This window comes from Serratia liquefaciens (assembly GCF_027594825.1).
Classification (GTDB): Bacteria; Pseudomonadota; Gammaproteobacteria; order Enterobacterales; family Enterobacteriaceae; genus Serratia; species Serratia liquefaciens_A.
On the sequence record NZ_CP088930.1, the window covers coordinates 4899080 to 4913521 of the forward strand.

The following is a 14442-nucleotide window of genomic DNA, read 5'->3' on the forward strand; positions in this document are numbered from 1 at the left end:
GCACTATGACCGTCAGTGCAATCCCCAGCATGGCCGATAGAAATCGAGTTTTACTGTTCAAATCGATACCCATCACCGCGATGCGGTGTTCCCAGAGTAAAGGTTAAAACGTCGGGGCTGAATGCCCGGTTTGGGTTATTCCAGAGTTTAAGAACCTTCCCAGACGTATAAGTTCCGTCTGTTTGAAAGGTCCGCTGCGGGCATGGCCGCACAGCAGACCGGTTTTGCGGAGGGGTCAATCAGTAACAATTCTTACGCCGACTTTACTGATCGCATTGCCATCCATTTCGGCGATGGTCCAGGTCAGGCCATCCCATTCGATCTGATCGCCCACCACCGGTTCGCCGCCAATCAGTTGAATGACGAATTGGCCGAGCGTTTGCTGTTCATCCACGCCTTCGTGCAGATTCAGACCATAAACCTGTGAAATATCGCTCAGGCGGGCGTCTGACTGCAGGATAAAATCACCGAAGAAGCGTTCATCCAGCGTAACCACCGGTGCCTGGCTGAACAGCTTGCCCAGCACCGGCAGGTCATGCTCATGACCAATAACGCACAGAATGTCATCTTCGCGCAGTCGCGTGCTGCCGCTGGGGTGCAACAGTTCTTTTCCTCGGAACAATGCGGCAATGCGCGTACCCGGCGGCATTTTCAGTTCACGCAATGCGGCACCGACGCACCAGTTTTCTGACGAAAGCTGATAAACAAACTGCTCCCACTGGTTTTCCGGATGGACATCCAGCCCAACCCGCGAAATCGGCGCCAGTGCCGGCGGGACGATCACCTTGGCTTTTTTCGCGGCGAACGACAGGGTTGTCCCCTGCAGCAACAGGGAAACCAACACCACAAAGAAAGCCACATTGAAGAACAGCTGGGCATTGGGCAACCCGGCCATCATTGGGAAGACGGCCAGAATGACCGGTACGGCGCCGCGCAGGCCGACCCAGGAAATAAAGCTGCGTTCGCGCAGGGTAAAGCTGCGAAACGGCAGCAAGCCGATAAATACCGACAGTGGACGGGCAAACAGGATCATCCACAGCGACAGCAGCAGGGCAGGGATGGCGATGGGCAGCAGCTCATGCGGGTTCAGCAGCAGCCCCAGCACCAGGAACATGCCGATCTGGCTCAGCCAGGCCAGCCCGTCGAAGGTTTGGACAATGCCATGTCGGTTGCGGATCGGGCGATTGCCCAGCATCAGCCCGCACAGGTACACCGCCAGAATGCCGCTGCCGTCCAGTGCGGTGGTGAGGGCAAAAATCAGAATACCGCCGCTGACGGCCAGCAGCGGATACAGGCCTTCGGCCAGCTTAATGTGGTTGATCAACGTCAGCAGCAGCCAACCGCCGCCGAGACCAAAGACAATCCCCATCCCGAACTGCTGCAGCAGATGAATAGGGAACATCCAGCTCAGCGTGGTTTCGCCGGCGGAGATCATCGCAATCAGCGTAATGGTAAGGAACACTGCCATGGGGTCGTTGCTGCCGGATTCGATTTCCAGCGTGGCGCTGACGCGCTCATTAAGCCCTTTGCCGCCTAACAGCGAGAAGACGGCTGCGGCGTCGGTAGAGCCGATAATGGCGCCAATCAGCATGCCCTGCAGCAGATCGAGGTTGAACAGCCAGGCTGCGGCCAGTCCGGTGAGCCCGGCGGTGATCACCACGCCGATGGTGGCGAGAGAAAGTGCCGGCCATAACGCGACGCGGAATGAGCTGACGCGGGTACGCATGCCGCCGTCCAGCAGGATCACCGCCAGCGCCAGGTTACTGACCAGATAGGCTACCGGATAGTTGCTGAAAACGATCCCACCGGGTCCATCGACCCCCGCCAGCATGCCAATGGCCAGGAAGATCACCAGAATAGGAATACCCAGACGTGACGAAAATGAACTGAGAAGAATACTTGCTCCCACCAACACGGCACCGATGATGAACAAACTGTTAATGGTGCTGGCATCCAAAATGACGTTCTCCTGCAGGCTGGGGGGAAGGGCGTTGCGCGCAAGCGCAGATACTCCCTGATGATAGCCTGTTTTTCAGGTAAAACGCCAAGGCTGATTCATAAAACAATTTGGTATTTATTGTCATTTAAGCGGAGAAGCATGTGGAAGTGGGGGGAAACCGGTGAACTTCTTGCTTTTATCTATATTTATCAGCTTGCTGTGGTTGCCCTTGGGCAATAAATGGTGGGCGTCGCTGTGGCGAGGTAAGGAAAAACCATTAAACCCCCTCCAGGAGGCTTAATGGTTTGCAGGCGAGGCGTTATAAATGGTCGAGTGACTGCAGGGCCCGTCTGATCAGCTCGGCAGCCAGTTTTCTTTCTGACTCTGAAATACCGTCAAGATTAAGGCTGGAGAGCTCGGCGACCAGAATGCTGCGATCCTTACCGCTGATCGACGAATCCAGCGCGGAAAGCAACCGGCCAAGAATTTTCAGCAGGGTGGCGTTTTCTGGCACGGCTTCCTGAGCCGAAGTGTCTTTATCAGTCATTAAAAATCCTCTCTGTCGTGACGGAAGGGAGATGCTGCAAGCCTTGTCGCGATGATGACAACGCCGTTCCTTAGGGTTCATTGAGCCCAATCGCTACCGTAAGGCAGGGATGTGGATTTCCACTTATGCATTGCCGTTATAACAACTAGCGGCAATATGCTCCAGCATAACTTTGCCTTAACTTTCGCCACGGGGGTGAGCAATCTGTGCTCCAGACAGACATTGGTAGCAAGAACTTGATAGCAATCATCACGATAAAATAGAGGATGAGGGCGTTGGTATCGCCCTCATATATTCAGTTATTCAGAGGGTTTTTTCTTTACGCTGTACGTTATGAAAACGCGGTCGCTCCAGTAGAAAGTTGAGATGCATTTTTTGAATAAAGTAATAAGCAACCATCGGGACAATAAGACCAAATAAGGTGCCAGCGAGAACATGTGCTGACCAGTTGTTAACATGTAAAAACTTAGCCAGTACAATACGTAGGCCACTTGCGGCAAGAATGTGCATGAGGTAAATAACCATGCTCAGCTCACCCAAGCGCCGTAACCAGGCAATATCTGCCTTTGCCAGCAAAACGGACAGGCTAATGATAAAGATAATTGCCGCTATGGCCAGGATCATGGAGTACAGACCTGTATCGGTATACGTTAGGCCTAAGTAGCCATGAAATACCCATTCAAGCAAAACAAAGACGAGCGCGGCGATAAGACTGGTTGTGATGTTGATTCTTGCAATGGCGGCGGAATAGTGAATTGCCAACGCCCCGAGAAGGAAGAAGACCATGAAACTGGTTATATAACCGAAATGATAGGATTTGCTGAGGCTGCCTTGGCACACATACAATCCTGCACTGACAACAATCAAAATAGGGAGGATGTAGTTGAATTTATTCTTATTATACAATAGTGTGGCGATGAAAAACACCATAAATAAGGCATATAAAAACCAAAATTGTGCCCGAGGGTGTGTAAACAATCCTATCAGATCCTTTAGGCTGGCTGCATTGTTGGTATAGCGCGACAGGACAACTTCGACAGTACCTTGTAGCAATGACCAAATGATATAGGGATACACAATGGTATCAATTTTACTGATAATGAATCGACTTTTGCCCTTTCGGTCTAATGATTGAACAAAAAACAAACCGGATAGAAAAAAGAACAGCGGCATGTGGAAACTGTAAATAACGCTGTCAGTCAGTTGGTAGAATGATTCTGAAAGGTGGATACCAGCACTGTATAAACCGCGGTTTACGTGGCCAAAGACCACCAAAATGATACCAATTCCTTTCGCATAGTCGACCCATGCTTCTCTCATATGAATACCCAGCCCTAAAAAGAACAAATAATAACTTATAAGTATGCTTAATGAGCGTAACAGGTGATCGTCATTTTGCAATGTGATGAGAGGGTTAGGATGATTATTAGGAAAATACTCATTTTGAAAAGATGGGTAACATATTCAAAAGGTTAGCAAGTTGGCGTTTGCAGGCCTCAGGGCGATGAAGATTCGCCCTGAGAGTACTTCTTGATGGATTATTGCGGTTTACCGGAGAACAGGAAACGGAACAGCGGGATACGTTTGTGCAGTTCATATAACAGGAAGGCGCAAGAGAAGACAAACACCAATCCGGCCAGAAAACCCAGCAGGTTATTGTTGATATGCGGCGTCACAAAAGCGCCATATATCAGGGTCAGCGGATGGTGGACCAGATATATAAACAGCGATGCATTCACCAGATAAGTGATGCGGGGCGAGTGATAGTTCAGCAGATTATGTCCGAATGAGAAAATCACGTTGGCCATCAGGATCCCCAGCAGGGTTTTGATCAGCACTTCCAGCTCAAACATACAGCTGCTGTGGGCCAAAAACTTCTGATTCAGCATATAGGCAATGAACAGCAACAGCGAACCGAGCAGCGCGCCGAGGGACGGCTTGAGGAAAATCTCTTTCAGCCACACGTACTTAAAGGCATAAGCGCCCAGGATGAAGAACGGAAGATAGAACATCGTCTCCATCACCACGAAATTGAACAGGCCGTTGGAGAGTAAACCCGGGGCAGCAATTAGAATAATACGGTGCGCGCCCGCATAGCATAAAGCATAAATAAGAAAGATCAGTGAGATGTTTCTTAATCCGGTCATTTTATTTATCGGGTAAGGAACGGTATTATTTTTAAGTGCCTTGATTTTTTTGAACAGATAAAAACACAGGGTGGTCAGCAATGACAGGGTTAATAAAAACCACAGGTGAGAAACCAGCTCCCAAACTGTTACATTTATTTTCTGATAGAGCGAAAAATTTTCCCAACCGTTTAATTTGTCCGTGAAGTATTTCAGCATGAAAAACTGCGGCACTGTTATTAAGGGAATTGAGCTCAGCAGGGGGATCGCCACCCGCTCAAGCCTGACCTTCAGCCACTGGTGGCGCTCGTAGCGCTCATAGAGCATGTAAGAGAAGTAGCCCGAAATCACGAAGAACACCTGCATGCGGAAAGCATGGATGAAGTCGTTCAGCACCGTCAGCGAGAAGGAGGGGCTGGCGCTGTTCACCGCCCAGGCATGGCTTGAATAAATCAGAGAAAGATGAAAAGGGATGCCGAGCAACATCAAATAAGCCCGGATCGAATCGAGGAAAAACTCGCGTTGGTTGCTGCCTTTAGTCATAGGTTACCGCTGGTGATTTTATCGAATGGTCATTAACACGCTTAATAAGTCGGCAATGGTTAAATCGAATCTCAAACCCTACTATACCGTTTCACATTTTTCCATAGCGTCTTGTTGCGCGGCTTGCTACGCTGGTGTTTAGTCAGCTGCTTAAACTATGAGCCATAAACATGAACCATCCATTTATCATGTTGTCGGAAAGCTGAATAATCCATTAATATGGATTTAAATGATTTGAGCACACGAATAGGGGGGGATGTGCTAGTTAATATATTATCCAAAAAACCACGCGCCGCGAGCGTACGTTGGTTAGGTGCGACCGTATTGTTCACGCTGTTTACTTCGCAGGCATGGGCCTTTTCTATAGATGATGTGGCCAAGCAGGCGCAGGATCTGGCAGGAAAAGGCTTCGAAGCCCCGAAGAGCAACCTTCCTTCTCAATTCCGCGAGATGAAATTCGCGGACTATCAGCAGATTCAGTTCAATCACGATAAAGCCTACTGGAGCAAACTGAAAACCCCTTTCAAGCTTGAGTTTTATCATCAGGGGATGTACTTCGACACGCCGGTGAAAATCAATGAAGTTACCGCCACCAGCGTAAAACAGATCAAGTATAGCCCGGACTACTTCAACTTCGGTTCGGTAAAACACGATCCGGAGTCGGTAAAAAACCTCGGTTTTGCCGGGTTCAAGGTGATTTATCCGATCAACAGTGCGGATAAAAACGACGAAATTATGAGCCTGCTGGGCGCGAGCTATTTCCGCGTGGTGGGTAAAGGACAGGTGTACGGGCTTTCCGCTCGTGGCCTGGCGATTGATACTGCGCTGCCGTCCGGCGAAGAATTCCCGCGTTTCCGCGAATTCTGGGTTGAACGTCCGAAGCAGGGCGACAAGCATCTGGTCATTTACGCGCTGCTGGATTCACCGCGTGCTACCGGGGCTTACCGTTTTGTGGTTTATCCGGGCCGCGACACCACCGTGGACGTCGAGTCCAAAGTGTTCTTGCGCGACAAAGTCGGCAAACTGGGCATGGCGCCGCTGACCAGCATGTACCTGTTCGGGCCGAGCCAGCCATCGCCAACCCTGAACTACCGTCCGGCGCTGCATGACTCCAACGGCCTGTCTATCCATGCCGGTAACGGCGAGTGGATCTGGCGTCCGTTGAATAATCCGAAGCACCTGTCCGTCAGCACTTATCAGGTCGAAAACCCTAAAGGTTTCGGTCTGCTGCAGCGTGGCCGTAACTTCAAGGATTACGAAGATCTGGACGATCGCTACGATCTGCGCCCAAGCGCCTGGATCGAGCCTCGTGGCGACTGGGGCAAGGGCAAGGTTGAGCTGGTGGAGATCCCGACGGCGGATGAAACCAATGACAACATCGTTGCCTTCTGGACGCCAGACGTTCTGCCGGATGCCAAAACTCCACTGGCGCTGAGCTATCGCCTGCATTTCACCCGTGACGAAGACAAACTGCATTCGCAGGACATTGCCTACGTCAGCCAGACCATGCGTTCAACCGGTGACGTGAAGCAGTCCAACCTGATCCGCGAGCCAGACGGCAGCGTGGCATTCCTGGTCGACTTCGTGGGCCCGGTTCTGAAAGGTCTGGACGGCGCTACGCCGGTCGCCTCTCAGGTGAGCATCGGCGATAACGGTGAAATGGTAGAAAACAATGTCCGCTATAATCCAGTGACCAAAGGCTGGCGCCTGACGCTGCGTCTGAAAGTGAAAGACGACAAGAAGCCGGTAGAAATGCGCGCTGCGCTGGTCAATGGTGATAAGACCCTGTCGGAAACCTGGAGCTATCAGCTACCTGCCAATGAATAAGCCTACTCAACTTGCCCAGGATTATCTTGCGGCAATGCCTCTGACCGCTGAGCGGTCAGAGGCGCTTAAACCACAGCCGGGGGCGGATGACGCCCAGGCTTTTGAGGCGCTGCATCGCAAGATGGGCGCTGACGATGCCAACGTCGATACGCTGTCTGCCGATGACGTCACGCTGGCCTCGGTCAAAACACGAATCGAAGACGCCTGGCCGGATGCGGTCAGCGACAAAGATTTCGATACCGACGTGGAAGGGCGCAGCATTCTCAAGGCTACGCCGCCAATCAAACGCACCAGCATGTTCCCGGAAGCCTGGCGCACCAACCCGGTGGCGCGCTTCTGGGATTCTCTGCTGGGGCGCACGCCGCACAACCGTCACGCCTCCAAAGAGGAAGCCGCGGCGGAAAATCGCTGGCGTGTGGTCGGCTCGATGCGTCGTTATGTGCTGTTGGTGCTGATGTTGGTGCAGACCGGCATCGCCACCTGGTACATGAAAACCATTTTGCCGTACCAGGGCTGGGCGCTGATCGACCCGATAGCCATGCTGGATCAGGATCTGATGCAGTCGGTGCTGCAACTGCTGCCTTATGTGTTGCAAACCGGCATTTTGATCTTGTTCGCGATCCTGTTCTGTTGGGTCTCGGCCGGTTTCTGGACTGCGCTGATGGGCTTCCTGCAGTTGCTGATCGGCAAAGACAAATACAGTATTTCTTCCACCATCAAGGGCGATGAGCCGATCGATCCGACGCACCGTACCGCGTTGATCATGCCAATCTGTAACGAAGACGTCGAACGCGTGTTCGCCGGCCTGCGCGCGACCTATGAGTCCGTCGCCGCCACCGGCCAGCTCGAGCATTTCGATATCTACGTGCTGAGCGACAGCTACGACCCGGATATCTGCATGGCGGAACAGAAGGCCTGGATGGAGCTGTGTCGCGACGTAGATGGCCATGGCCGTATCTTCTACCGTCGCCGTCGTCGTCGCGTTAAACGCAAAAGCGGCAACATCGACGACTTCTGCCGTCGCTGGGGCGGCGAGTACAGCTACATGGTGATCCTGGATGCCGACAGCGTGATGAGCGGTGAGTGTCTCACCGGTCTGGTGCGCCTGATGGAAGCCAACCCGAACGCCGGGATCATTCAGTCTGCGCCGAAAGCCTCGGGCATGGACACGCTGTATGCTCGCGTGCAGCAGTTTGCCACCCGGGTTTACGGGCCGCTGTTTACTGCCGGCCTGCATTTCTGGCAACTGGGCGAATCGCACTATTGGGGCCATAACGCGATTATCCGCGTGAAGCCGTTTATCGAGCACTGTGCGTTGGCGCCACTGCCGGGCGAAGGGTCTTTTGCCGGTTCCATCTTGTCCCATGACTTTGTGGAAGCCGCGCTGATGCGCCGTGCCGGTTGGGGCGTGTGGATTGCTTACGATCTGCCGGGCAGCTATGAAGAACTGCCACCGAACCTGCTGGATGAGTTGAAGCGTGACCGTCGCTGGTGCCACGGTAACCTGATGAACTTCCGCCTGTTTCTGGTCAAGGGCATGCACCCGGTGCACCGTGCGGTGTTCCTGACCGGCGTGATGTCCTACCTGTCGGCACCGCTGTGGTTTATGTTCCTGGCGCTGTCTACCGCGCTGCAGGTGGTGCATACCCTGATGGAGCCGCAGTACTTCCTGCAGCCGCGTCAGCTGTTCCCGGTGTGGCCACAGTGGCGTCCTGAATTGGCGATAGCGCTGTTCTCTACCACGCTGGTGCTGCTGTTCCTGCCTAAACTGTTGAGCATTGTGCTTATCTGGGCGAAGGGTGCCAAGGAGTACGGCGGCGGCGTGCGCCTGTTCCTGTCGATGCTGATGGAAATGCTGTTCTCGGTGCTGCTGGCGCCGGTGCGCATGCTGTTCCACACGGTGTTCGTGGTCAGTGCCTTCCTGGGTTGGGAAGTGGTATGGAACTCGCCACAGCGTGACGACGATGATACCCCTTGGGGCGAAGCCTTTAAACGCCATGGCTCACAGATGCTGCTGGGTCTGGTCTGGGCTGGCGGCATGGCCTGGCTGGATCTGCGCTTCCTGTGGTGGTTGTCGCCTATCGTCTTCTCGTTGATCCTGTCGCCGTTCGTTTCGGTCTTGTCGAGCCGTGCGACGCTGGGTATCAAGAGCAAGCGCGCCAAGCTGTTCCTGATCCCGGAAGAGTATTCTCCTCCTCGCGAACTGCTGGCTACGGAAGAATATCTGCAGCTAAACCGTGAACGCGCACTGAGCAATGGCTTTATGCACGCGGTGGTCAATCCGTCCTTCAACGCACTGGCGACGGCGCTGGCTACCGCGCGTCACCACCTGCGCGGTGCCATCGAGCGTAATCGTGAACAGCGAGTGAACGAGGCGTTGGAGCTGGGGCCGGAGAAGCTGGTAAAAGGCAAACGTCTTGAGCTGCTGAGCGATCCTGTCGCGCTGTCGCGTCTGCATCAGCGCGTTTGGTTATTGCCGCAGGGCGCCGCCTGGCGGGAGTTCTACCAGCAATTGCCACACAATGAACGGGCTCATCCGGTGGGTCAGCGTTAAAAGCTGATCGGGTGACCCAAACGGGGAATGCGCAAGGCGTGTTCCCCGTTTTTTTTGGCTTTTAGCTTACGCAATGCTGACAAACTGGCAGGCAAAAACTGTGTTAAAATTCGCGCCGGGCGTTGTGGCCCCTCAAAACAACCCGGGGCAAAAGTCATTTTGGTGAATCTCTCTTCTCTTCTTCGTCTGGTAGTGGTGGTGGCAGGAGTCACGGCGTTAACCGGCTGCGGCAGCATTATCAGTCGCACGGTGCCGGGAGCCGGGCACGGCCATCAATATTATCCGGGCGTTCAGTGGGATCTGCGCGACAGCCCCTGGCGGTATATCACGGTCATTGATGTGCCGCTGTCGATGGTGGTAGATACCTTTATGCTGCCGTTTGACGCCCAACACGGCCCCTACGAGTAAGCTAATCCCCGGTGGCAAATACCACCAGTTGGTAACCCTGATCGCCACAGCGGAACGGGGCCAGCGCCGTCATCTGCAATCCCTGCACATGAGCCGCCAACGAATGCGGGTTACTGTCGTCGATAAAGAGTGCACCCACGTCGAACTCCTTGCGGGTACGCGCCTTGACGGCGGCGTAGAGCTGCTTCAGTACGCCTTTGCCACGCCAGGCGCTGTCAAGGCACACCGGACCATACAGAAACACCCGCTGCTCACTCAGTGGCCGTCCCTTGAATGATTGACCGGCCAGCGTGTCCAGCATCGCATCCACCACCGGCGGGTGCGGTTGCGCATTCGTCGGCATCAGGCAGACAAACCCGGCCAGGGCTTCACCTTCAACCGCTACCAAAATGCCCAGCCCCTGGTTAATGCTTGTGAGCTGCGCCTCATTCATGCGTGAGACGATAAACCCCTGGCGCTTTTGGCTGTCGCTCAAGTTTGCCGGGGTGTTTTGTGTTTGCAGTTGCAAAATTGCGGGGAAATCTTCGGGACGTGCCTGGCGGATAATCATGCAGCCTCTCAGAAAATCATAGGGTGAAGGGCGGGGGATTGTCTGCTCCCGCCCGTTATCATTCAACGCTCATCCCACTCGTCGGCGGCTGTTTGGCCCTCTTCGGTATCCAACGGCGGATCGAGCTGGAAGTCTCCTTCTTCCCACTCGTGCAGCGTATTTTCCTCAATCCATTCGGCGCTGATTTCGACTTCGTCATAATCCCCGTCGAAAATAGCCTGAGCAGCGGCGCCGCTGCGTAACGTCAGGCACTCGACCGATTCGCCTTCTTGTTCAAAGAATTCGGCCTGCCACATGATATCACCATCCAGCATCACGTATTTTTGCAGATTGAATTGTTGCGGCACCGGCGGTTCGTCGTCGTTACCGCCTTCGGCAGACTCGATAAACTCCTCGCGCGCCGCTTCAACGGCTTCTTCCAGGGTTGCATACAGGCTCATATTTTTCTCCAGTCAGGAAAAGCTTTGCTCAGGGGCTGGGGGCGCTGAAGCGCCATGGCAAACGTCAAAATTAATTGTTGCCGTACTGGCGCAGGATGCAAATTTTTTTGTTGTCCGTTTCGCGACGATGGTTGTCTGCTAAGCGGGAGCAGGGGAGATCGCGGCGGGAAATAATAGGGCATTGCTTATTACCGCCAGGAGAGTGCCATGTTAACCGACCCTTCCATCAAATACCGTCCGTTCCCGCCCGTGACTTTACCGGATCGCCAGTGGCCCGGCCGCACTTTGCAGCAGGCACCGCGCTGGTGCTCCAGCGATCTGCGTGACGGCAATCAGGCGCTGGCAGAACCTATGGATAACGTCCGTAAGCGCCAGTTTTACCAGATGCTTCTGGCGTGCGGGTTCAAAGAGATCGAGGTGGCGTTTCCTTCCGCCTCGCAAACGGACTTCGATTTTGTCCGCTCGCTGATTGATGAGCAATTGATCCCGGACGACGTCAGCATTCAGGTGCTGACCCAATCGCGAGACGATTTGATCGACCGTACCTTTGAAGCGTTGCGTGGCGCACCGCGCGCTATCGTGCACCTGTATAACGCTACCGCACCGATGTTCCGGGAAATCGTCTTCAAACAGGACAAGGCGGCGACGGTAGCGCTGGCGGTTAATGGCGCGCTGCGGATTCGTCAGCAGTGCGAGCAGCAGCCGGAAACGGCCTGGACCTTCGAATATTCGCCGGAGACTTTCTGTTTTACCGAGCTGGAGTTTGCGCTGGAAATCTGCGAGGCCGTTGCCGATGTCTGGCAGCCCGGGCCGGGGCGGCCGATGATCATCAACCTGCCGGCCACGGTGGAGGTCAGTACGCCGAACGTCTATGCCGACCAGATTGAGTGGTTCTGCCGCCGTTTCAGTCAGCGCAACCGGGTGACCATCAGCGTGCATCCGCACAACGATCGTGGCACCGGAGTGGCCTGTGCCGAGCTGGCGATGCTGGCCGGTGCCGATCGGGTCGAGGGCTGTCTGTTCGGCAATGGTGAACGTACCGGTAACGTTGATCTGGTGACGCTGGCGCTCAACCTGTATACCCAGGGCGTTGCCCCGGGGCTGGATTTCAGCCAACTGAAGCAGGTGGTGGAGGTGGTCGAGCAGTGCAACCAACTGCCTGTGCATCCCCGTCATCCTTACGCCGGTGAGTTGGTGTTCACCGCCTTTTCCGGCTCTCATCAGGATGCGATCAAAAAAGGCTTTGCCGCCCAACAGCAGAGGCAGGACGGCCTGTGGCAGGTGCCTTATTTACCGCTCGATCCGGCGGACGTCGGCTGCAGCTATGAGGCGGTGATCCGGGTTAACAGCCAGTCGGGCAAAAGCGGCGCCGCCTGGCTGCTGGAGCAGAACCACGGGCTGTCGTTGCCGCGTGGGCTGCAAATTGATTTCAGCAAGGTGGTGCAGCAGGCGACCGACGGCAGCGGCAAAGAGATGACCACCGCCGAGCTGTGGCGGCTGTTTAGAATCAGCTATGGTTTGGTTGAACAACCGCGGCTGCAGTTGCTGAGCTATCAGACCGAAAGCCACAGCATCGAGGCTTACAGTTTCAGTGCCAGGGTGTTGTTCGAAGGGCAACAGCAAAGGCTGCTGGGGGTAGGGAACGGTTTGTTGTCCAGCGCGGTGGATGCGCTGCGCCAGCGCTTTGGTCTGAATATGGCGATAGAGGACTACCATGAACATACGCTGGGGCACCAGAGCCAGAGCCGTGCCGTGGCCTATATTCGCTGCACGCTGGCGCACGGTGAGGCGGCTTACGGGGTCGGCATCGATGTCGATTCCGCCAGCGCTTCCCTGCAGGCGCTGTTCAACGTGGCCGCGCGTTATTTAGCGAAATAAGCACTGGGCGCTACGCCCAGCAGGCGGCGGAACATGGCGCTGAAAGCACTGGGGCTGTCATAGCCCAAATCCAGCGCCACTTCCAGCACCGAATGTCCGGCGGCCAGGGCATTCAATGCTGCCAGCAAACGGGCGCGGCGCACCCAGTCGCCAAAACGCAGCCCGGTTTCTCGTTGAAAACGTCGTGACAGCGTGCGGCCGCTGACGTTGATGTAGCGGGCCGCCTGCTCTAACTCCCAGGGGTGGGCCAGCGATTGCTGAATATGTCGGCACAGCGTCAACAAAGCATCGCTGCGTGGCTCAGGCAAATTCAGCGGCAAAATAGGCAGTACGCGCAGTTCATCCAGGATCAACTCCATGATCCGCTCTTCACGGCCTCCTGTGGGGTAATCCGCAGGAATGTCCATCGCGCAGATAATCAATTCACGCAGCAACGGTGATATCTGCACCACTTCGCAGCTTGCCGGCAGATCGGCGCGCGCCAGCGGATCCACCAGCAGCGCTCTCGCCGCCACTTTACCGGTGATCTGTAGGCTGTGTTCTACCCGAGCGGGCAGCCAGACGCCGCGACCGGGGGGCACCACCCAACTGCCCAGACGAGTATTCACCTGCACTACGCCGCTCAGGCTATGAATCAACTGTGCGCAATCGTGGTAATGCGGCGGCTCGAACTCGCCGTGCTGATAATCTTTGGCGACCGGCACAATCGAGCGGTTCGCGGGCACAGCGTCATGAAAAAGCAGCATTTATTGGGGCATCCCCGGTCCTCGGAAAATCATAATGGCAGCATGCCACGCCGATACCTTTCGCACCAGCCTCTGGTGCGGCGAGGCGTTATAGTCTATAAATAAACAATATATAATTTAGTAAATTGTTTGGGGGGACGATGAATATCGACAGTATGCGGCAGGCGGCAACGCAGGCCGGGGCGTTGCTGCGGACGCTGGGCAATGAAGATCGTTTGCTGCTGCTGTGTCAACTCAGCCAGGGCGAGATGTCGGTGGGGGAGCTGTCACAGGCGCTGGAGATCCGCCAGCCGACGCTTTCGCAACAGCTTGGCGTACTGCGCCAGGAAGGACTGGTGTCAACGCGGCGCGACGGCAAACAAATCTACTATGCCGTTTGCGATCGGAAGGCGCTGGCGCTGCTTAATACTTTATATCAACTCTATTGCCCGGCACGGGAGGAGAGGCCATGACCCTCGACTGGCTGCATTTTACCCCGCTGTCTGCGCTGGTCGGCGGGGGGATTATCGGCAGCGCGGTGGCGCTGTTGTTGCTGTTTAATGGCCGCATCGCCGGCATCAGCGGCATTACCGGTGGCCTGCTGACGCCGCTGGGCAAAGAGAAAGGCTGGCGGCTCGCATTTCTTGTCGGGTTGCTGGTTTCGCCCTGGTTGTATCGTATCGTCAGGCCTTTACCGGACATGCCGGTTAGCGGCAGCAGTTTATGGCTGATCGCCGCCGGGGTATTGGTCGGGCTGGGGACTCGCCTGGGCGGCGGCTGTACCAGCGGCCACGGTGTTTGCGGCATGGCGAGATTGTCTCCGCGTTCACTGATGGCCACGGCGGTATTTATGCTGTTGGGGTTTATTACGGTATGGGCCGTCCGCCAGTGGGGAGGAGTTTAAC

Annotated in this window: 13 protein-coding genes; 6 read left to right on the top strand and 7 right to left on the bottom strand. The window is 55.1% G+C overall.

All coding sequences use genetic code 11. From position 1 onward, the window contains the following. Nucleotides 1–235: 235 nt before the first annotated feature. The 4 genes from LQ945_RS22600 to mdoC all read right to left on the bottom strand — a co-directional run bounded on the left by LQ945_RS22600 (nt 236) and on the right by mdoC (nt 5155). The gene (locus tag LQ945_RS22600) at nt 236–1957 is read right to left on the bottom strand and encodes a potassium/proton antiporter (RefSeq protein WP_262241151.1); all 1722 of its coding nucleotides are present in this window, start codon (nt 1955–1957) and stop codon (nt 236–238) included. A gap of 301 nt (nt 1958–2258) precedes the next feature. Then, a complete protein-coding gene (locus tag LQ945_RS22605) occupies nt 2259–2486 on the bottom strand; it encodes a hypothetical protein (protein ID WP_020826300.1) in 228 nt (75 codons plus the stop codon). Nucleotides 2487–2789: 303 nt separating this feature from the next. Continuing rightward, complete coding sequence (locus LQ945_RS22610) at nt 2790–3806, bottom strand: acyltransferase family protein (RefSeq protein ID WP_270101780.1); 1017 nt, start codon at nt 3804–3806, stop codon at nt 2790–2792. 218 nt (nt 3807–4024) lie between these two features. Then, complete coding sequence (gene mdoC / locus LQ945_RS22615) at nt 4025–5155, bottom strand: glucans biosynthesis protein MdoC (RefSeq protein ID WP_270101781.1); 1131 nt, start codon at nt 5153–5155, stop codon at nt 4025–4027. Between the two features lie 258 nt (nt 5156–5413). Between mdoC and LQ945_RS22620 the strand changes: the two genes are divergently transcribed. From LQ945_RS22620 to LQ945_RS22630, 3 genes are all read left to right on the top strand, one after another. After that, entirely contained in the window at nt 5414–6982 is a 1569-nt protein-coding gene (locus tag LQ945_RS22620) for a glucan biosynthesis protein G (protein ID WP_182825189.1), read from the top strand. Continuing rightward, a complete protein-coding gene (mdoH, locus tag LQ945_RS22625; protein WP_270101782.1) occupies nt 6975–9536 on the top strand; it encodes a glucans biosynthesis glucosyltransferase MdoH in 2562 nt (853 codons plus the stop codon). The genes LQ945_RS22620 and mdoH overlap by 8 nt, the downstream gene beginning before the upstream one ends. A 162-nt stretch (nt 9537–9698) precedes the next feature. Next, nucleotides 9699–9944, top strand: a complete 246-nt coding sequence (locus LQ945_RS22630; RefSeq protein WP_156033798.1) for a YceK/YidQ family lipoprotein — start codon at nt 9699–9701, stop codon at nt 9942–9944. A 1-nt stretch (nt 9945) separates the two neighbouring features. Here LQ945_RS22630 and LQ945_RS22635 read toward each other — a convergent pair whose 3' ends face one another. Both LQ945_RS22635 and LQ945_RS22640 read right to left on the bottom strand, forming a co-directional pair. Beyond that, nucleotides 9946–10494 (bottom strand): GNAT family N-acetyltransferase, encoded by a 549-nt coding sequence (locus LQ945_RS22635; protein ID WP_115059163.1) that lies wholly within the window; start codon nt 10492–10494, stop codon nt 9946–9948. A gap of 62 nt (nt 10495–10556) precedes the next feature. Beyond that, complete coding sequence (locus tag LQ945_RS22640) at nt 10557–10934, bottom strand: MysB family protein (RefSeq protein ID WP_020826306.1); 378 nt, start codon at nt 10932–10934, stop codon at nt 10557–10559. Nucleotides 10935–11141: 207 nt separating this feature from the next. Between LQ945_RS22640 and leuA the strand changes: the two genes are divergently transcribed. Continuing rightward, a complete protein-coding gene (leuA, locus tag LQ945_RS22645; RefSeq protein ID WP_269933829.1) occupies nt 11142–12812 on the top strand; it encodes a 2-isopropylmalate synthase in 1671 nt (556 codons plus the stop codon). Here leuA and LQ945_RS22650 read toward each other — a convergent pair. After that, nucleotides 12797–13558 (bottom strand): AraC family transcriptional regulator, encoded by a 762-nt coding sequence (locus LQ945_RS22650; protein WP_269933828.1) that lies wholly within the window; start codon nt 13556–13558, stop codon nt 12797–12799. The two genes, leuA and LQ945_RS22650, sit on opposite strands and share 16 nt — an antisense overlap. 140 nt (nt 13559–13698) lie before the next feature. Here LQ945_RS22650 and LQ945_RS22655 point away from each other — a divergent pair, with 140 nt between their 5' ends. Beyond that, nucleotides 13699–14010, top strand: coding sequence for an ArsR/SmtB family transcription factor (locus LQ945_RS22655; RefSeq protein WP_269933827.1), 312 nt, complete (start codon nt 13699–13701; stop codon nt 14008–14010). Further along, complete coding sequence (locus tag LQ945_RS22660; RefSeq protein WP_269933826.1) at nt 14007–14441, top strand: YeeE/YedE family protein; 435 nt, start codon at nt 14007–14009, stop codon at nt 14439–14441. The genes LQ945_RS22655 and LQ945_RS22660 overlap by 4 nt, the downstream gene beginning before the upstream one ends. The last annotated feature ends 1 nt before the right edge of the window (nt 14442 follow it).

Excerpts from the sequence above, each read along its gene's own strand:
- LQ945_RS22650 (WP_269933828.1), bottom strand. The coding sequence starts at position 13,558 with ATGCTGCTTTTTCATGACGCTGTGCCCGCGAACCGCTCGATTGTGCCG.
- LQ945_RS22605 (WP_020826300.1), bottom strand. The coding sequence starts at position 2,486 with ATGACTGATAAAGACACTTCGGCTCAGGAAGCCGTGCCAGAAAACGCC.
- LQ945_RS22610 (WP_270101780.1), bottom strand. The coding sequence starts at position 3,806 with ATGAGAGAAGCATGGGTCGACTATGCGAAAGGAATTGGTATCATTTTG.
- mdoC (WP_270101781.1), bottom strand. The coding sequence starts at position 5,155 with ATGACTAAAGGCAGCAACCAACGCGAGTTTTTCCTCGATTCGATCCGG.
- LQ945_RS22660 (WP_269933826.1), top strand. The coding sequence starts at position 14,007 with ATGACCCTCGACTGGCTGCATTTTACCCCGCTGTCTGCGCTGGTCGGC.
- LQ945_RS22635 (WP_115059163.1), bottom strand. The coding sequence starts at position 10,494 with ATGATTATCCGCCAGGCACGTCCCGAAGATTTCCCCGCAATTTTGCAA.
- LQ945_RS22640 (WP_020826306.1), bottom strand. The coding sequence starts at position 10,934 with ATGAGCCTGTATGCAACCCTGGAAGAAGCCGTTGAAGCGGCGCGCGAG.
- LQ945_RS22655 (WP_269933827.1), top strand. The coding sequence starts at position 13,699 with ATGAATATCGACAGTATGCGGCAGGCGGCAACGCAGGCCGGGGCGTTG.
- mdoH (WP_270101782.1), top strand. The coding sequence starts at position 6,975 with ATGAATAAGCCTACTCAACTTGCCCAGGATTATCTTGCGGCAATGCCT.
- leuA (WP_269933829.1), top strand. The coding sequence starts at position 11,142 with ATGTTAACCGACCCTTCCATCAAATACCGTCCGTTCCCGCCCGTGACT.